The sequence below is a fragment of the Gimesia maris genome (assembly GCF_008298035.1).
GTDB classification, from domain to species: Bacteria; Planctomycetota; Planctomycetia; order Planctomycetales; family Planctomycetaceae; genus Gimesia; species Gimesia maris.
Map to the genome: position 1 here is coordinate 1,988,441 of NZ_CP042910.1, position 20,113 is coordinate 2,008,553.

Consider the following 20,113-nt stretch of genomic DNA (forward strand, 5'->3'; position numbering starts at 1 on the left):
CAGGAAGTTGCAGGGGATTGTTATGTGTTGAGTGGACGTACCTCATTCAGGTGCTATTCGAGTTGGTTGCCCTGTTAAGAATTGATCTGGTGAGCTGCAACCTCCTGCTCGCTGCGCTCGGCCCGAATTTTATTCGGGCCCACCCGCTGATATTTCGCATGTTCAATAATTGCAGTGCTTTATGTCTTTTTTGTTTCACTCGTTTTAATGAATAAATTTCTTTTTATCAGAATCTGCGTTAGATTGGAGTCTGTTGAACTAATGAACTGATACAGGACGTTTTTAAATTATCTGATTCGCGCGGAAGGGCCCTGGTTTTGTCGGACAGTGATCTCGATGAAGAATATGTTGCGTTGATTGCCGGCAGTCAGCCTGCGCTACGGGGGCTGTTGAGGGCACTGATACGCCAGGCTTCAGATGTCGATGATGTGCTACAGGAGACGAATACCGTGCTCTGGCGGAAGCGACAGGAATTTGATCGGGACCGTCCGTTTCTTCCCTGGGCCTGTCGCATCGCTCAATTGCAGTCGTTGGCGTATTTCAAACGGGTGCGCAATCACAGTCAGTCGGCTGTGGACGAACAGACGCTGGAACAGATTGCTGCTGTTGCGACCAGCAGGGCGGTAGAGACGCATGCTCACAGTGCCGCACTGACGCATTGCATGGAAAAGCTGCCTTCCGAACATCGACAGCTGGTGGAGAGACGTTACTGCGATGCGACACCGGTGAATCAGATTGCGTCACAGGCGGGCCGTTCAGCGGATGCGGTTTCAATGACCTTATATCGAATTCGTAAAGTGCTCATGGAATGCATTCAAAAACAGGTGGCCCGGGAGGCACAGTGATGAATTCATCATACGAGGCAATTCAAAAAGAACTCGCAGAACTGACCTGTCGGGTTCTGGATCATAGTCTGACCCATGCAGAAGACGCGCGGCTGACTGAGATTCTGACTGAATATCCCGAGTTGATTGAAGACTATACGAACCAGATCCAGATTGATGCAGTGTTGACAGCTGATCTGTATACCTCGGTGCCGGAAGGGGTTGACCTGGAAACACTGGAACCCGCTGCCTATCCAACGGTTGTCGCGGAAGAAGTGAAAAGCGAAGTGGGACGAAGCATCTCGTTGTGGCAGTCGGTGACTGTGGTCACAGCCGTGCTGCTGGTGGGCATCGCTTTGTGGCTGAATGCGGGCTGGTGGGATGGTGAACCGGTCAACCAGGTTGCTGCAATTTCTGAACCGGCGCCGCTTGCGCTCAGCCATGTCGGGATGCTGCTGGATACCGAGGATGCGGTGTGGGCAGACGAAGACCTGGGCGAGGAGATCGCCTATGGGACCCGGTTTCCGGCGGGAAAGAAACTGTGGCTGAAGTCGGGCATTGGCAGGATTCGTTTTGAAAGTGGAGCTGGAATTGTGCTGGAAGGACCGGCGCAGATTGAACTCTGTTCCCCGCTGAATGCAAAGCTGAATTATGGCAAGATTGCCGCTTATGTTCCTGACGAAGCACACGGTTTTACCATCGATACCCCTGAGATTCAGATCGTCGATCAGGGGACGCGGTTCGGTGCAGTCGTTGATCCGCTGGGCAAAGCGGAAGTGCATGTGTTTGAAGGGCAGGTGGATGTCAAACCGCAGTCTGCTGCCAAGACGCTTAATCTGAAAGCGAGTCAGGCGGTGCTGTTCTCACGACAGAATGAACAGGGATCTGCAATCCGTCTGACGCCGACCAAATTTGCTGATGTGCCAACTCCCGAACAGTTGACGGCGGCGAAGTCGGGAAACTATCCCCCCGTGGAAGCGGTTCCCTTTGAACGCGAAGCACTGCAGAATGAATATGCCTTGATTCAGATGCAGACCGCGTTGCCGAAAGGGATTCTGGCTGGTGAAGCGTTTGAGTATCCGGCGACGTCGCTGTTACAGCAGACCGGGGGCGTGGGTTTTCACTATGAAGGCTGGTGGGCCGATCCGAATTTTACCCGGCTGATGGTTCCTGAACAGCGGATGCAGTGGGGAGACTTGGAGGGAGGGCCGATGGTATTGCAGTCCCGCGGTCATCATCATGCCTATCCATCCCTGGCACATCGGATGGCCCGCGAACTGGCAGAACCGCTTACCGAGGATTTTTATTTCAGTCTGCTGGTGAAGTACGAAGGGCTGGACAAGAACGATTTCTTTGCCCTCTGGTTTGACGATGTGGCGGGAAGCAAAGGGAGCAGTCATTCGCGTGTGCCCAATTTCGGCTTGAAAGAGAAACGGTTCTTCGCCCGGTTCGAGGTGAATCAGGAAGGCTTTTCCGCGGGACTGATCGACGGAGAATGTTTTCTACTGGTGGGGCGTGTGATGAAAGAGCAGTCGTCTTATTTCAATCGTCTGGAAATCTGGGTGAATCCGGTCGGGGAACGAAGTGAGACTCCTGATGCGGTCGTGGAATTGGGTAAAGGGGCAAAGAAGCTGAATGCCGTTCACGTTCTGGGCATGCGAATTGGACAATACACAGAGGTCGGCGATTCACTGTTCGTGGATCGACTGGTACTTGGAAAGACTTTTGAATCAGTGACACAACCTGTGGAGTAATGACATTCATATTTTTTTATCAGGATGAGTCTAAATAAATGGGAGAAACCGGGGGTTGTTTAGTGTTTAAAAAATCGAAATGGTTCTTACCAAAGATACATAACCGGAGCTAACGTCCTGCGGCTAATTTGTCACTCCGGCTGGCAAAGTGTGAAGCACATTTAAAACCATAAAAAAATGCTACGTGGCGGATCTGCTCACGTTTAATCAGATGGAAATCATGATGATAAATCGGGCTCTGACATCGAATCGAGTAGGCAGGCAGCTGGTAACGGCGCTATTGGTTTGCGGGCTGCTGTTTTGGTCCACGCAGACGTTTGCCGGGGATTCTCCGCGGCTGGCGCACGGACTGGTCAACCCGCAGATGGATTCTGTCAAACGGGATCACAAAGGATTTGGCTGGAACGGGGGCTGGGTGCTTTCGAATCGTCAGCCGGCATTGTTTGTGGATGTGAAGTCGAAGCAGACCTCCGGTTCCGCGATTCAGCATGAAGCGTTGATTCAGGGATCAGTACAGCGGAACAATCCGTTGCGGCGGGAACTGACGGAGACGTACCAGGGGCAGGAGCTGTTTATGCGGTTTCGCTTTCGCTATGCCGCCGATCAGAAGCCCCGCGATGAGGGGGAGTTCTTCGTCTTCTGGCTGGATCGTTACGAAGGTTCAGACAAAGCCGTGCATGCCAATCATGTCCCGAATATCGGCGTGCACATTGCCTCCAGTGGACCGCAGAAGGGAAAAGTGGTTTTCATGGTGCGGATTGGTGCGCAGAAAACCGCCTGGAGTTCGGTGGAACTGGAACGGGATCGGGATTACCTGATCGTGGGGCGGCTGTCGAAGCCGGAGAAATCGTTGCGGGCTGGTTTCACGCGATTTGAGTTATGGGTCGATCCGCAGCCCGGTGATCAGGAACAGCCGGTCGCGACAACGGTGAATCCGCAGAGTGTGAATGGTGTGCGCTGGGTTGGTTTTGCGACCGGCTATAAAACAGAACTGGAGGACCAGATTTATGTCAGTGATCTGGTGTTGAGTCGCACGTGGAGCGACGTCCTGGATGTTTCGCCGGGGCAGATTCCGGCCGGTGGTTCAAAGTCACAAACGGCGTGGCATAGACCGGTACATTTCAAAGATGAGATTGTTCCGCTGCTCAAGCAAAAATGTTTCAACTGTCACGCCGGGGCAAATCCGGATTCGGGGTATCGGCTGGATGTGTATGACGAACTACTGGGTTTCAGTACCGGGGAAAAACTGATTGTGCCGGGCCAGAGCGGTCAGAGTAAGCTGATCGAACTGGTTTCCTCACAAGTTGCTGAGGAACGGATGCCACCCGCTGATTCAGCGACAGCCCTCTCAAAGAAAGAGGTTGCGTTATTGCGTGCGTGGATTGACCAGGGGGCGAAGTGGGATTTTGCCGTGCTGCCGACGCCGCGAACGGAGTCAGATCACTGGGCATTTCAGACCATCAAACGACCGGCGGTTCCCAAGGTGAGCGGACCGAAGCCGATTCGGACTCCCGTGGATGCGTTTATCACCCGTGCCTGGCAGCAGCAGGAGATCAAACCGGCGGAGGAAGCAGACAAGGCAACACTGATTCGGCGACTGTCACTCGATCTGACAGGTCTGCCGCCCACACTGGCTGAGGTGGATGCGTTTAAAAACAATACCGATCCACGGGCCTATGAAAAACTGGTGGAACGTTTGCTGGCGTCGAAACATTATGGCGAACGCTGGGCGCGGTACTGGCTGGATCTGACGCGCTGGGCGGAGAGTCATGGCTACCAGCACGATCTACCGCGACCTTATGCGTGGCGATATCGCGATTACGTGATCGAGAGTTTCAACGCCGACAAACCATATGATCAGTTTATTAAAGAGCAACTGGCAGGGGATGAACTGACACCTTATGAAGACGAGCATGTGGTTGCGACCGGATTTCTGGCGTCTGCCCGGATCAGCGGGAACAATATGGACAAGGCGGCGCAGCGGAACGACGTGCTGGTCGATATTGTGAATGTAACAAGCAGTGCGCTGCTGGGGCTCACACTGGAATGTGCCCAGTGCCACAATCATAAATTTGATCCATTGACGCAGCGGGACTACTATCGACTACAAGGTTTCTTTGTGAATGGCCAACTGGGGAACCTGTCTTTACAGGGAGACGATCTGCCGAACCCGACCGATCTGAAATCGTGGATGACGAAAGGGACGTTTGATTTTTATCAGCGGGAAGCAAAAAAACTGATCAACCGAAAACGGTTCGCGCATACAAAGCAGGCACACACGTGGGGATACTATTCGCCTCTGACGGGGCACGACAAAATAGAGCGGCTGCCGGTAGTGAACCGCGATCCGATCCCGTATTCCGCGGCGCAGCTGAAACAGACAAAGTCGCAGATTCTGATTCGTGGCGATGTGCATAAACCGGGACTGGAAGTCGGCAAAGGCTGGCCTGCTGTCCTGGGAGCGACAAACATTGATTCAGAGAAACTCTCGCGGACGGCGCTGGCTGAATGGATGAGTGACCGCAAGAATCCGCTGGTCTCACGCGTGTGGGTGAATCGGTTGTGGCAGTATCACTTCGGTCGCGGTCTGGTATCGACACCCAGCGACTTTGGTGTGCAGGGTGAACCCCCTTCACATCCCGAACTGCTGGACTGGCTGGCGAGGGAACTGCTGGAACAGGGCTGGAGTACCAAACACATCCATCGACTGATTGTGCTGTCGTCGACTTACAGGCAGTCGCGGACGTTTGATGAAGCGAACTTTGAGAAAGATCCAGAGAACCGGTATCTATGGAGCTGGCCGCGCAGGCGGCTGGAAGCAGAAGCGATTCGAGATTCGATTCTGTGTGCGACCGGGGAATTGAAACGGGAACTGGGGGGGCCGAGTGTACCTCAGGAGCGGGAAGAGGAAAATCTCAGGCGCACGATTTATCTGTTTCAGCGTCGAAGCGAAATGCCATCGGTGATGGCGATGTTTGATGCGCCGGACAGTATCACCAGCTGTTCGCGTCGGCAGGTTTCCACGGTGGCGCTGCAGCCGTTATTCATGTTGAACAGTCAATTCATGGATCGACGGGCGCAAATGCTGGCGAAGAAGATTGTTGAAGAAACCAGTGATGATGCCAGTCTTCAGGCGGAAGCGGCGTTTCTGAAAGTGCTGGGGCGCAAGCCAAATCAAGAGGAGCAGGGGCGGTCCGTCTCGCTGCTGCAGAGTGGTTCAGGAGAAGAGACAGAGCGGCGGCTGTCGATGTTGTGTCATGCGTTACTGAACCTGAATGAGTTCGTTTATATCCCTTAGATCAGAGGGGCTGAATGTTGTTTGATGTCAATCAGAAAAACGGAATTGCATTCCTGCAGCGCAGTCGACGGGCGATGCTGAAAGAGAGTGTATTGGGCTTCGGTGCCGTCGGGCTGATGTCATTGCTGGCGGAAGAGGGGCTGTTAAGTGCCGACGATGGTGCGCCAGCGCACGCTGGTCAAAGTCACTTTCCGGCGACAGCGAAAAATGTGATTTTCCTGTTCATGTCGGGGGGGCCGAGCCAGGTGGATACATTCGATCCCAAGCCTCTGTTGACGAAGCTGGAAGGTCAGGCAGTGCCCGATGCGATTGCAGCCAGGGTTCCGAATATTCCGCGGGCCGGCCTGGGTTCAAAACTGATGGCGTCTCCGTTTACCTTTCAAAAATACGGCGAGAGCGGGATTGAGGTATCAAATCTGTTTCCTTCGACAGCGGAGATGGTGGATGAACTGTGTCTGCTGCGCGCGGTGAATCATCGTGTGCCCGTGCATGGACCGGGTGAGTGTATTGCTCTGACCGGTTCGGCAGTCGGAGACCGACCCAGCCTGGGGGCGTGGATGACGTATGGACTGGGAAGTGAAAGCCGTGACCTGCCCGCTTTTATTTCCATGCTGTCAAACAGTACCGGCCCGGCGCCACAGACCCCCGGCTGGGGGGCCGGCTTTCTGCCTTCGCGTTACCAGGGGACTCTGGTGGATGGGAAACGGGGCATTCCCTATACCAAAATGCCGACCGGCTATTCGAATGAGAACCGCCGCGAACAGCTGGATTTCATCAAGTGGATGAACGAGAAGCATCTGAATCAGCTGGGTGAGGATTCGGAACTGGAAGCGCGGATTGCTTCGTATGAGCTTGGATTTCGTCTGCAGACCTCCGCTCCGGAAGTCTTCGACCTGGAAAGCGAAACGGCGGAGACCGCGAAATTATATGGGCTGGATGCCAAGCCAACCGCAGAGTTCGGCAGGCATTGTCTGATAGCACGACGGCTGGTTGAGCGGGGTGTGCGTGTCGTTCAGCTGAGGAATGGAGGCTGGGATGCGCATGGTTCGCTGAAAGGGAATCATATCAAACAGGCCCGGGCCACGGATGTTCCAATCGCGGGACTGCTCAAAGACCTGAAGCAGCGCGGACTGCTGGATGACACGCTGGTGATCTGGGGAGGCGAATTTGGTCGCACGCCCACTACGGAAGGTTCTGCCAAAGGAGATCGGCGCGGTCGCGATCATCTGCCGACGACGTATTGCATGTGGATGGCCGGCGGTGGCGTGCAGGGGGGCCAGATTATTGGTCAGACCGATGAGCTGGGTTATACACCGGTGGAACGTCCTGTTTCTCCGGCAGATCTACACGCGACTTTGTTACACGCTTTGGGGCTGGATCAGCACAAGCTGTTTTTCAGACATAACAACCGAAAAGAGATTGCGACGGTGCTGGGCGGTGAAGTGATTAGCGAGGTGTTCGGGTAAACCGCGAATTGCATGAAATTTTTCTACGACGAAAACACTAAATTGTCTGCACGGAATCAAAGTGGGTGGTATCGGATGTAATCCGATATTGCCGCAGGCAACAGGAGGTTGCGGGGTGATTGTTATATGCTGAGGGGACGTACCTCATTTGGGGATAACCGAGTTGGTGGGTCTGTTATGAATTGTTCTGGTGAGCTGAGACCTCTTGCTCGCTGCGCTCGGCCCGAATTGCATTCGGGCTTACCCCTGCTGGTGGGATCTCAATTTCACTGTCGGGCAAGCCGACAGATGGCACCCGGGAGATAATAACCGTTCAAAACCGGTACCCGGCGAGGTGTTCGGGTAGTTTTTGAATTGCTCGAAGATTTTCTACCACGAAAAGTACGAAAAGACACGAAAAATATTATTGGCGAGTGTGCGGTAGAGAAGGTGGGTGGTATCGGATGTAATCCGATATTGCCGCAGGCAACAGGAGGTTGCGGGACAGACGTTGAAGTATGTCGGTGTGCCTCATGCTCTTTTTTTCGAACAGGTGGGTTTCTCTGTTGTGAATTGATCTAGTGAGCTGCAACCTCCTGCTCGCTGCGCTCGGCCCGAATGTGCATTCGGGCTTACCCCTGCTGGGGGGATATCAATTTCACTGTTGACAAGCCAACTGTACCCCACCCTGTGATGAAGGTTTTCCTTACAGGTCGAATTTGATGCCCTGGGCTAAGGGGAGTTCGGTCGAGTAGTTAATCGTGTTGGTGGCGCGGCGCATGTAGGCTTTCCAGGCGTCGGAGCCGGATTCGCGGCCGCCGCCGGTTTCTTTTTCACCACCAAAGGCACCGCCGATCTCGGCGCCGCTGGGGCCGACGTTGACATTGGCGATGCCGCAGTCAGAGCCAACAGGAGAGAGGAACAGTTCGGCCTGGCGGATGTCATTCGTCATGATAGCCGAGGAAAGTCCCTGTGGGACCGCATTATGCATCTGGATCGCTGTCTCAAGATGCTCATAGCGCATCACGTACAGAATGGGGGCGAAGGTTTCCTGCATGACGATTTCCGTTTGCCCCGGCATTTCGACAATGGCAGGATGGACATAAGAACCGCCTGCGGGGATGTCGGACAGAAGCGGGTTTCCGAAGTGGACGGTGCCTCCCTGTTCTTCGGCCGTGCGGAGCGCCTGCTGCATGGTTTCGAGTGCGCTTTGATCGACGAGCGGGCCGACCAGTGTGCCTTCATCCAGGGGATTGCCGATGGGTAATTTCTCGTAAGCTTTCTTGAGCGATGCGAGGAGTTTGTCGGCGATACTTTCATGGACGATTAAACGACGGAGTGATGTGCAGCGCTGTCCGCAGGTACCGACGGCTGAGAACAGGGCAGAGCGAACCGTCATTTCCAGGTCGGCGGATTCAGTGACAATCATGGCGTTGTTGCCACCCAGTTCCAGCAGACTGCGTCCCAGCCGACGGGCGACTGTTTCTGCCACGGCGCGACCCATGGGGATCGAGCCGGTGGCAGAGATGAGGGGGAGGTCCGGATGTGCGGCGAGCGTTTGGCCGACCTCTGCGCCGCCGATCAGCAGACTGGAGATGCCATCAGGTGTTTCGGGAAAATTATGGGCAACCTGATTAACGATCTGCTGACAGGCGATGGCGCAGAGCGGTGTTTTTTCAGAAGGTTTCCAGACGACGGTATCGCCGCAGACGAATGCCAGCATCGCGTTCCAGGCCCAGACGGCGACGGGGAAATTGAACGCGCTGATGACGCCCACGGGACCCAGAGGCTGCCACTGTTCCATCAGGCGGTGTCCCGGTCGTTCGCTGGCGATGGTTTTGCCGTAGAGCTGACGTGAGAGACCGACGGCGAAGTCGCAGATATCAATCATTTCCTGCACTTCGCCGAGCGCTTCCTGGGTGATCTTACCCGCTTCCCAGCTGACGATGGCAGCGAGATCGGCTTTGTGTTTGCGGAGCGCTTCTCCCAGCAAGCGAACAAATTCACCCCGTCTGGGCGCGGGGACCTCGCGCCATTGGTGAAAGGCGTTTTTGCTGGTTTCGATGACCAGATCGACATCGCTACGGGTGGCCTGTCGCAGGCTGACAAGTGTCGAACCGTCGATCGGAGAGACGACTGTCAACGGTTCTCCACTGCCGGCCTGCCAGGTATTGCTGACGGCGACTGCTGCCGGATGATCAGCAAAGCCGATACGTTTAAGTACTTCGTGAATGGGATGCGTCATGATGTCCTTACCCGCCTGAATTCAATGTTTCGAGTCCAAAGGTTTCTGATTCATAGAACTGGCCGAACCGGTTGTTGATAAACTTATCGAAGGGAATTTCTTCCTGTTTGATCAAGCCGGTTCCTTTCAACTGCTGTTGCTGGACGAGATCCACGACGGCGCAGATGCCTGCTCCCGTGGTGAGTTGAATGGCACTCCAGATCTCGCCATTGATTTCTTTCGCGTACAGCTTTCGGAGGTCGCTTTTTTCGACGAACTGTCCGTTGCGGGTCCCCCGCACGGTGCAGAAGACAACCACCACATCCTGGAAAGTGACAGGAATCGCATGTTCCATCACATCCTTAAGCAGGGCGCGACGTTCTGTGAGCCTCAGATCCTGCAGCAGAAACTTCATCAGCATGTGATGCCCGGGATAGCGGATGGTTTTGTAATTGAGTTCACGAACCTGTCCGTGCATTGTTTCACAAAGTGTGCCCAGTCCGCCGGACGTATTGAAGGCTTCGTAGACATTACCGTCGAGTGTGAACTGTTCGAGTCCCTCCAGGGGGAGGTGATTTTTGACATGATGCGAATGGATCACTTCGCAGGGGTTACAGTATTCGTTGATCAATCCATCGGTTGACCAGGTCAGGTTATAGGCGAGGGCATTCGTCGGATGCTGGGGCAAGGCACCGACGCGCATTCGCACGGTGTCGATTTCTTCGAACCACTCCATAACGTGTTTTGTGACGATGGTGACAAAACCCGGAGCCAGTCCTGATTGAGGCAGAAAGACCTGACCGGCGGCAGCGCCTTCTGCAATTTCCTTGACAGCGGCGGTGGTCTGGCGGTCTTCGGTCAGATCAAAATAGTTGATACCCGCTTCAAGCGCGGCGCGGGCGACTCCGGGGTTTTCACGAAAGCTAAGCGCGGAAATGACGGCGGTACAACCCTGCATCAACTGCAGAAGTTCGGCATGGGAATCGGCGTTGAGCGTACGCGTTTCCACATCGGGCAGGCGTTTCTGGATGCGCTCTAATGCTGCGGGAAACTGATCTGCGATGCGCAGCTGGTAATCGCCGCTGGCATGCAGCAGTGATGCGATCATGCGGCCGATTTTACCTGCGCCGATTAAAAGAATAGTCTGTGACATGCCGGGTCCTCCTGCCAGTGATTCAAGATGTGATATGATCGTTGAGAGACCTACTGTGATTATATACGCTGAAAATAACTTTTCTGATTGACTTTCTGTTTTCCCTGCATTTTGCGTACTAAGAAGAGAATGGTGACTTGACTCTTCAGTCTGGCATGAGAGAATGGGAATGTAAAGGGGATAAGTTATGTCCAATGAATCACTTACGGCGTATGACTGGAAACGATATCCGGAAACGGCAGCGTTTATCTACGAGCGGATATCCGGCTTCTGCAAACATTCTGCGTTGATTCAGGACTTCGCGGACCAGCTGCAGTTTAAAACGGGAACCCGGTTATCTGACTGGGTGGATCATCTGGAACTGAACTGGTCGGAAACGCTAGAAAATCAATTGGTAAAACTGGGGTATGTTCCCGTTGATGGAGCGGACTCTCACCTGCATCAGCATCCTGATGGGATGTTTCCCGCGATTCAGGCCAGTGATTCCAAAGTTGAGCGTCTGTTTGTCCGCGTAGAATCGGTGGCGGACTTTTTAACCATACATCAATGTGATCTGGAACGACCCATCACTGGTGAAACTGGTTCTGCAGTCCGTCAGCGGATTGTGATCTCTGACAACGGTCTGGAACTGCATGTGATTGAACGTCATGGTGCGCCAATCTGTGCCGTAGAGGTAATGGATGCAGATGTGTCACTGTTGCTGAAACACGCTGAAGCGTTTCAATTACGAAAGCGTGATTATGACGATGAGATCGCCGGCTTCACCGCAGCAGAATCCCTGATACGAGCAGCCATTGATGACCTGGGGATCGATCGAACCTGCGATCTGTTTTTTGCTGCCGAGCGGGCTTACTGGCAGCAGCGCAATGGAGTCGCCCGGATTCAGAAAGCACGCCAGGACACCCTGGGCATGGGGTGGGCGAATCACGATCACCATACTTATCGTTCCAGTCGCAAACATTTCTGGCGATTGATTTCTGTGCTGGAGCTGCTGGGCTTTCAATTGCGGGAGCGTTTCTATGCTGGGAAAGAAGCAGGTTGGGGAGCGCAGGTGCTGGAACAGCCGGCAGCAGGAGTCGTGATCTTTGCCGATGTGGATCTGTCGCCCGAAGAAGTCTCGCAGGATTTCGCGCATGAGCCACTGCCCGAACTGAAGCAACTGGGAACTGTCGGGCTCTGGTGCCGTCTACATGGAGAAGCGTTTCTGCAGGCGGGCATGCATCACCTGGAATGCCAGTTCGACTTTGACGCTGCACGCGAACAACTGGCAGACGAAAATGCAGTCAAAACGATGAAACCCTTTACGGATCTGCCCCATCTCAAGCAGGCGTTTACGGCGGGTGAAATCTGGCCTGTAAAGGAATCGCGGATTCAGTCATTGCTGGATGAAGGTTTGATCAATGAAGAGGCGGCAGACCGCTTTCGGCTGCAGGGAGCCATCGGTTCGCATCTGGAAATTCTGCAGCGCGAAGAGGGATTCAAAGGCTTCAATCAGACTGGTATCAATGAGATCATTCTGGAAACCAATCCGCTGACACAACAGGAAAAATAGTCCCATAGCGTATTCTGGTTCTATCGGCTCTGTTCCAGAATGCGTTCCATGTGTGGCAGCGGGCCTTGTGGATTCGTAGACTCGGCCCAGCCCAGTCCCCCCTGATGCTGTTTGAGATCCCAGTCGTTTTCTGCACAATAATCTTTGAGTTCCTGCTCTGTCGGAAAACTCGCGATCAGAACGGGCGCTCGTCGGTCGACGAGCAGCACGGTTGGCAACGCGGCAAACTGCATGCGGTATAGCGTCGCCGGTTCGAATTGATCTGTGATGAAGGTCGCCTGGGGAACGTGGGGGAAGTTCAATTCTTTCAGCTGGCTTTCTTCCACCAGCGATTCATTCGGAAAATCCCAGGGAAAGACGTTGTTCTGAAGTTGATAAAAACAGAACAGGGGACCGAGTAAAGACAGGCTTAAGAGTAATCCCAGTCGCAGGGATTGTGTGCGCGGGAGTGCTTCTCCTGCCGTTGGCGAAATGCGATACAGGGCAAACCCCAGCAGACAGAGTGCCGCCGGTGCGATGTGCAGCAGCAGACGATTCATGGAAGTAGAAACGTGCCAGTAGGGATTATAGGGAGTCAGCAGATAAACCGCATAATATCCGCCCAGCTGGAAACCCAGCGCGATCAACAGTCGTGGCAGTCGATGCTGGCGACGGGATAAATTGATCAGAAACAATAGAACGATAGACCAGAGCAGGATCGCTTCGGTTTTCCAGGCGAACAGCACATTCCAGAACTGGCTCCAGATGATCTGATGCCATTCAGGCGATTCGACCTGATCGAGGCGCACCAGCAGTCCATAGGGATTCATAAAGACATCGGGCTGGATGACCTGACTGATTTCAAAGGCCCGCGCTGGTTCCATTAAATCGTTAGGGGGAGCGAGACTGGCTTTGAACCAGATCAGAAACACGAGCGGAATTGCAGCCCCTTTGATCAGGTCGGGCAGCATGGAGATTTTCTTTTTCTCGGCTGATTCCTGTTCGGGGGTTTCCAGAAACGAATGGCTGAGTCTGAGCAGGATCAGGCAACTGAAGCAGGCGAGTATCCAGAGTTGTCCCTCATTTTTGACGAGTGCCGACCAGACGACCATGAAACCAAACAGCGACCAGGCCAGTCGCTGCTGTGAAAGCATGGCATAATAATACCAGGCAAGCGATGTGAGAATTGCATAGGCCAGCATGAAGTCGAGCGATTTGACGGCGTGCAGGTAGATCAGAAACGGCGTACTCAAAATAACGGCAATTGTGAAAGCAGGCCATAAAGAAGTTTTACGTTCCAGAGCATTCCACCAGCCGGCAAGAATGAGAACGAAGCCGCTGAAACAGGGAATAGTGAGGGCAGCGACCGCCAGAGAGGAACCGCTGCCATCCAGGCTCCAGAGCGGAACCAGCGCCCAGGAAAAGAGAGGCGGATAATCGGGGTGGAGCAAAGCGAGATCGCTGCTGAAACCCTGCGCCCACATCGCACCTCCATCGACGAGAAAGCGGGCCCGCATGATCCAGGTAAACATCGGGTCCCAACTCCCCCAGGGAACGTGCGTGTGAACCAGCACGGCAACGCCGCATTCGGCAATGATAGTCAGCAGGAGAATCCAGAGTACCGGAGTGGGAAGTGTCACTGATGAATTATCCAGCGGCTGTAAACGGAAGAGAGAAAAGATCATGGCCGCAAACAGCAGGAGCAGGGGGATCAGTGCTGGCAACCCGCTGAGAGTCTGAAATAACCCACAAAATCCGAGCAGCGAAACCCAGGCAATGGGCAGACTGCCCCAGGCAAAGAGGCGCGCGGTTGCTGGAACGCGACGGAAGACGATCAGCCCCGTAATACTGTAAAACAGGAGTGTGACAATCAGTGAAATCATTCCATTCAGTGTAACGCGGGCTGCGATGATTGCAAAACGAAACGGACTCTTTGTTTTTTGCTACCACGAAAGGCACGAAACGACACGAACATTTGCTGGTGGGTGTGTGGTAGAGAAGTTGGGTGGTATCGGAGTAATCCGATATTGCTGGAAGCAACAGGAGGTTGTGGGGTAGATGTTGTAGAGTGTGGGTGTGCCTCAAGCTCTTTTTATCGAACAGGTGGGTTTCTCTGTTGTAAATTGATCTCGTGAGCTGCAACCTCCTGCTCGCTACGCTCGGCCCGAATTTTATTCGGGCCTACCCTCGGGACTGAATGCGTCCCCCATATGGGGATGATTTCAATTTCACTGTTGGCGAGCCAACAGTGCCACCCGACCGGACAATTCTGTCGCACTTAAACTTCGGGTAATACCCAGGGTTTGCGCCATTCTTCTCGGCCGCGGAGCTGGTTGGCGGCGTCGTCGTTTTCGAAGGTTTCGGTTTTCGGATCGAGAACCAGTGTGCGACCCACGCGGGCGGCGATGTTGCCGGCGTGACAGAGCACCGAAGCCGGGTGGCCGACTGTCTCCAGATCGCAGGCTGGTTTGCTCCGGGTCTTGATGCAGTCGAGGAAGTTGGCCACATGCGGTGTCGCGTCGCTATCCCCTTTGACTTCCTTGATCAGTTTGCCGCGTTCTCCGTAAACGCGCCAGCGGCTGTTGCCGATGGTCATGTGAGCTTTGTCACCGTAGATGACAGCGCCTTCGGATTCACCGTGATAATGATAGGGGGCCCAGATCCGCATTTCGTAGGTCAGGATCTTGGGGGTTTTGCTCTGGTATTCGTAGGTGACCTGCAGGGTATCCGGCCATTCCTGCATGTCGTCGAAGTACCATTTGCCGCCGGTCGCGGAGATTTTGGAAGGGAGTGAAATCGCCGCGTCTCCCTGTGCTGCGCAGGCGGCGTTGAGTGCGGCGAAGGCCATGTCGAGACGGTGTACGCCGTCGTTTCCCAGATCACCGGTGCCATAATCGTGGAACCAGCGCCAGCGTCCATGGAAGCGGTTTTTATTGAAGGGACGTTTTTTCGCCGAGCCGAGCCACATGTCGTAATCGACGGTTTCGGGAGGCGTGCCATCCGGCGGGTTGCCGATATTTCCCTGCTTCGTACTTTCCCAGGCTTTCGCGACCAGGCAGCGACCCAGGGCACCGCTGCGAATGTAGTCAAGTGCTGATTTGAGGCGTTCGGTGGAACGGTGCTGCGAACCCAGCTGCACGATGCGGTTGTGTTTTTTCATGGCGGCGACCATCCGCTGGCCTTCGACGATGTTGTGCCCGTCCGGTTTTTCGACATAGACATCTTTGCCGGCCTGACAGGCGAGGATTGTGGGAATCGCGTGCCAGTGATCGGGAGTGCCAACCACGATGGCGTCGAGACTGTTGTCGTCGAGCAGGTGGCGGAAATCCTGCGTGACGGAGGGCTGTTTTCCCTGCAGTTTCGTGACGGTCTCCACGGTGTTGCCCAGCCGGGCGGAATCGATCTCGGCGATGGTGACAATTTCGGCCTGGGGATTTTCAGCGAAATGACGGTTGAGGGCCGAGGCGCGACCGCCGGCACCAATCATGCCGACACGAATGCGTTCGCTGGCAGCGGCTTTGGCAACCTGTTCCAGAGAGAGTGAGGCCAGCCCGGCGGCTGAACCCTGTAGAAACGTCCTGCGATCCATAGTAGGTGTGCTCCTGACTGGTGGTAGATGGTGGAGGAAACAGATAGACGAACTTTGATTATAGGGGACAGGGAACGCGGGGCAAAAGAAAACTGGGAGATGGTTTCGATTATTTTTGCTACCACGAAAAACACGAAAATATATGAGAGAGGTATTTCCAGGGGGAGAATTTACTAAACTACAGATGCTGTTTCTTTGTTTGTTGTCTCTATCGTAAGATGAATGGCGGGAATACATTTTTATTTCATTCAGGCTGACAGGTTTCAAATGACAATTCCGCGAATCTATGCTGACTTTAATAAACTGGACCGGGATCGAAATGCGATCCTGCTTTGTGCTGGGACATGGAAGGATCTGGAAGAACAGGGAGTGCAGTTTTCGCGCGGGATGAAAGTCATATTAAGCCAGCCAGATGACATCGATGAAACTGGCCAACCGGATTTTCTGGAAACGCCTGCGGTGATCGACTATGACGAGGAGCACCAGTACTGGGTCGGACGCTTTGACTGGAATGAACTTGAATATCGATCCGTGAAAGAAAAGAGAGGGGCGGATGCTACCTGAGCGAACGCTGTAAACGTTCGGGAGTTCAGTTGGCGATGAAGTGAAAAAACTGACTGAGTTGACTGATTGCTTGGGTGAAAAGTTGCTACCACGAAATGACAAGAAATTACTGTGTTGGTAAGCCTGGAGAAGAAGTGGGTGGTACCGGATGTAATCCGGTATTGCCAGAGGCAACAGGAGGTTGCAGGGCAGACGATGTGAATCGTATGTGTTCCTCAAGATAAATTATTTCAGTTGGTGGCTATGTTATGAATTGATCTTGTGAGCTGAGACCTCCTGCTCGCTGCGCTCGGCCCGAATTGCATTCGGGCCTACCCGAAGATTTTTCGTGTTCTTTCGTGTTTTTCGTGGTAGCAAAAACGAATGTAAATAGGCATCCATTCTCCATCACAACGACCTGTTTTACGCCGCTGATCCGTGCAATCTTGTGTGGTCCAGCAGCTACGGGATTTCTTTATTTCGTTAATAAAAGTGTTTTGCCTGCGTTTCGTGCTGATCTGGTAAGTTCTGCGCGGGAATAGCCTGAAACTGCGTGGAAATCACGTTTATTTAGTTCATGGATCGACGTTGATGCGTTATACTGGACGATGATTAAAATTCAGGCCTGATCAGAGTTTACTGATTCCCTCCTGCCTGTCTTTCAATCCCAGAGAGTGAGCTTCCCTAAGCCTATTGAGTGCGTTCATCTGAAAGCTTCGAGAAGGAGAACTGCTTTGCGTCCTTTCCTTTATCTGTCCTGCCTGAGTCTTGCCGTTGTCTGTGTCTTCAATCAGAACGCGTATGCGGAAGATCCACAAACGGCGTTGCAGCAGAAGCAGGCCGGGATTGAATTCTTCGAGAACAAAATCCGTCCCGTGCTGGTGGAATATTGTTACGATTGCCATGCCGGGGAACCCGATCCGGAGAACGCTTCGTTCGTACTGGACACGCGGGCCGGAATTCGCATGGGCGGCGATTCGGGAAAAGCAGTCGTGCCTGGCAATCTGAAATCGAGCCTGATACTGCAGGCGATTGAACATGATCCCGATTTTTACGCGATGCCTCCCGATGAGAAACTGTCGGCGAATATCATCTCTGACTTTCGCAAGTGGATTCAGATGGGCGCCCCCGATCCGCGGGAAGGAAAAGTGAAGACCAGTCCGCTAGCGAAGAAATCAGAACTGGCGTTTGACTTTGACAAGGAACGCGAATTCTGGTCGTTCCGGCCGCTGACAAAGCCGACTGTTCCGGAAGTGAAACAAAGCGAGTGGCCGACCAACGATATTGATCGTTTTGTTTTGTCGAAGCTGGAAGCGAAACAGATGAAGCCCGTCAAAGGCGCGGATCGACAGACGCTGGTGCGTCGCGTTTATTTTGATCTGACCGGTTTACCTCCCACGCCGAAACAGATTGAGCAGTTTGTGAATGATCCTTCTCCCCAGGCGTACGAGCATCTGATTGATCGCCTTTTAGAGTCGCCTCAATATGGTGAGACGTGGGGGCGTCACTGGCTGGACCTGGCGCGGTATGCCGATTCGAACGGGCTGGATATCAACCTGACGTTTTATAATGCGTGGCGGTACCGCGATTATGTCATCCAAGCCTTCAATCAAGATAAGCCTTACAATCAGTTTATCCGCGAACAGATCGCCGGCGACCTGCTGCCGTTTGAAAATGATGCAGAGCGGACAGAGAAGATCGTCGCGACCGGCTTCCTGGTGATGGGAGCCAAGATGTTGAGTGAGCGTGATAAAGAAAAACTCCGCATGGATGTCGTCGACGAGCAGATCGATGTGACCGGGCGGGCCTTCATGGGAATGACGCTGGGCTGTGCCCGTTGTCACGATCACAAATTCGATCCGATTCCGATGACCGATTATTACGCACTCGCCGGGATCTTTCGCAGTACGGAAACCGTGCATGGTAACCGCTTGAACAACCAGTTTGTTTCAGGTTGGATGACGCGTCCACTGCCGATCAAACCGGAGCATGCGGCTGCGATTAAGAAATATGAAACCGATCTGAAAACGCTGGAAGAAAAACTGAAGTCTCAGTCTGATACATTAAAGAAACTGCAGGGGGACACCAGTCAGCAGCAGCGTTTGAAAGAACTCGCGGGAATTGTCGTCGACGATGCCGAGGCGAAGAAAACGGGTGCCTGGCAGGAATCGGTTTATTCCAAAAATTACCTGGGCGTCGGTTACGTGCATGATATGAACGAGGAGCAGGGGAAAAAGGCAATTCGCTTCATCCCGGATCTGCCAGCCGCTGGTAAGTATGAAGTCCGGTTTGCATTTCCGGGCAGCAACGGCCGTGCGAGTCAGGTGCCTGTAACGATTCAGACGAAACAGGGGCTGAAGACGGTCAACGTAGACCAGACGAAGCAGGGCCCGATAGACGGCATCTTCACTTCACTGGGAAGTTTTGAGTTCGCAGCAGGAACAGCCGGCTATGTGGAAATCTCCAACAAGGGGGCTTCCGGCTATGTGGTGGTCGATGCGGTTCAGTTCCTGCCCCAGTTTGAACTGCCGAAACCGGATGTGAAGCTGGCAAAAAAAACAGAAGCAAATCCCGATACTGCTGAGAAGCAGAAACAGATTAAGGAACTGCAGGCGAGTGTCAAATCGCTCAAATCGGAGCTGGCGAAATTAAAAGAGAATGCACCGCCGCCGGTACCGATGGCGCTGGCCGTGGGTGAGCAGCCTGACCCGGCGGACTACCGGATTGCACGGCGGGGAAATATTCATCAGCTGGGTGATAAGGTTGATCGCGGATTTCTGACGATTGCTTCACTGCAGGATCCGCCGACCGTGAGTCCGCAGCAGAGTGGACGTCTGGAACTGGCCAACTGGTTGAGTCAGTCGCAGAATCCACTCACCAGCCGTGTGATGGTGAATCGTATCTGGAAGCACCTGTTCGGAAACGGGCTGGTTCGCAGTGTCGATAACTTCGGTCACCTGGGTGAGCAGCCCACGCATCCGGAACTGCTGGACTATCTGGCACAGCGGTTTGTCGCGGAAGGCTGGTCGATGAAGACGTTGATCCGCGAGATCATGGTGAGCTCTACGTATCGCCTGAGTTCTGACTTCAGTGAAGAACGATATCAGAAAGATCCGGGGAACCACCTGGTGTGGCGGATGAATCGCCGCCGTCTGTCCGCAGAAAAAATCCGTGATGCCGTCCTGTCGATTTCAGGGAAACTCGATCTGGCGCAGGGGGGCTCTTCGGTGGCGCACTATCCCGAGCAGGCGATCAGTCCGAACCGGAATAAAAAGGTGGACCAGAATCCGTCCGAGTTTCGGCGCAGCATTTATCTGCCGATCGTACGCGGCAATGTGCCGGCGGCGTTGACCGTGTTTGATTTTCCGGCTCCGGAAATGCTGGTAGGAAATCGCCCGGTGACAACAGTGCCTGCTCAGGCGCTGTTTATGATGAACAGTCCGTTCGTGGTTTCTCAGGCGGAGCAGACCGCGTCAAAACTGTTGTCTGACACACAGCAGAATGATCGCCAGCGTGTTTCACAGTTGTACCTGGCCTGCCTGGGGCGGGAAGCGACGGCAGCGGAACAGACCGAAGCGGTGCAGTATATCGATTCTCTCAAGCAACAGAATGACCAGGATCATACTGATGCGAAAGCGGCGGTGCAAAAGGCCTGGGCTTCGTACTGCCAGATCCTGTTTGCGTCGACCGAATTTCGCTTTTTGAACTAAATGATAGTGTGAATCACTGGATTCACTCGCCTTCATATGAAG

At 53.8% G+C, this 20,113-nt stretch carries 11 protein-coding genes; 7 read left to right on the forward strand and 4 right to left on the reverse strand.

What is annotated here, in order from left to right; all coding sequences use genetic code 11:
- Positions 1-317 precede the first annotated feature (317 nt).
- From GmarT_RS07575 to GmarT_RS07590, 4 genes are all read left to right on the forward strand, one after another.
- Complete coding sequence (locus GmarT_RS07575; protein ID WP_002646010.1) at positions 318-845, forward strand: sigma-70 family RNA polymerase sigma factor; 528 nt, start codon at positions 318-320, stop codon at positions 843-845.
- A complete protein-coding gene (locus GmarT_RS07580) occupies positions 845-2,578 on the forward strand; it encodes a FecR domain-containing protein (protein ID WP_002646009.1) in 1,734 nt (577 codons plus the stop codon). The genes GmarT_RS07575 and GmarT_RS07580 overlap by 1 nt, the downstream gene beginning before the upstream one ends.
- A 220-nt stretch (positions 2,579-2,798) precedes the next feature.
- Positions 2,799-5,876 (forward strand): PSD1 and planctomycete cytochrome C domain-containing protein, encoded by a 3,078-nt coding sequence (locus GmarT_RS07585; protein WP_187782350.1) that lies wholly within the window; start codon positions 2,799-2,801, stop codon positions 5,874-5,876.
- Positions 5,877-5,890: 14 nt separating this feature from the next.
- On the forward strand, positions 5,891-7,342 hold the full coding sequence (locus GmarT_RS07590; protein ID WP_002646007.1) for a DUF1501 domain-containing protein: 1,452 nt from the start codon (positions 5,891-5,893) through the stop codon (positions 7,340-7,342).
- A gap of 685 nt (positions 7,343-8,027) precedes the next feature.
- Here the strand turns inward: GmarT_RS07590 and amaB are convergent.
- Positions 8,028-9,566: an L-piperidine-6-carboxylate dehydrogenase gene (gene amaB / locus GmarT_RS07595; protein ID WP_002646006.1), complete on the reverse strand. Its 1,539-nt coding sequence runs from the start codon at positions 9,564-9,566 to the stop codon at positions 8,028-8,030.
- A gap of 7 nt (positions 9,567-9,573) precedes the next feature.
- Positions 9,574-10,698 (reverse strand): saccharopine dehydrogenase family protein, encoded by a 1,125-nt coding sequence (locus GmarT_RS07600; protein WP_002646005.1) that lies wholly within the window; start codon positions 10,696-10,698, stop codon positions 9,574-9,576.
- Positions 10,699-10,885: 187 nt separating this feature from the next.
- Here GmarT_RS07600 and GmarT_RS07605 point away from each other — a divergent pair, with 187 nt between their 5' ends.
- The gene (locus tag GmarT_RS07605) at positions 10,886-12,250 is read left to right on the forward strand and encodes a hypothetical protein (protein ID WP_002646004.1); all 1,365 of its coding nucleotides are present in this window, start codon (positions 10,886-10,888) and stop codon (positions 12,248-12,250) included.
- A 20-nt stretch (positions 12,251-12,270) separates the two neighbouring features.
- Here GmarT_RS07605 and GmarT_RS07610 read toward each other — a convergent pair whose 3' ends face one another.
- Together GmarT_RS07610 and GmarT_RS07615 are read right to left on the reverse strand one after the other, a co-directional pair.
- The gene (locus GmarT_RS07610; RefSeq protein ID WP_002646003.1) at positions 12,271-14,112 is read right to left on the reverse strand and encodes a hypothetical protein; all 1,842 of its coding nucleotides are present in this window, start codon (positions 14,110-14,112) and stop codon (positions 12,271-12,273) included.
- 395 nt (positions 14,113-14,507) lie between these two features.
- Entirely contained in the window at positions 14,508-15,818 is a 1,311-nt protein-coding gene (locus GmarT_RS07615) for a Gfo/Idh/MocA family protein (protein ID WP_002646002.1), read from the reverse strand.
- Between the two features lie 267 nt (positions 15,819-16,085).
- Here GmarT_RS07615 and GmarT_RS07620 point away from each other — a divergent pair, with 267 nt between their 5' ends.
- Positions 16,086-16,382: a hypothetical protein gene (locus GmarT_RS07620; protein WP_044237491.1), complete on the forward strand. Its 297-nt coding sequence runs from the start codon at positions 16,086-16,088 to the stop codon at positions 16,380-16,382.
- 713 nt (positions 16,383-17,095) lie between these two features.
- Entirely contained in the window at positions 17,096-20,071 is a 2,976-nt protein-coding gene (locus GmarT_RS07625; protein ID WP_002646000.1) for a DUF1553 domain-containing protein, read from the forward strand.
- Positions 20,072-20,113: the final 42 nt, after the last annotated feature.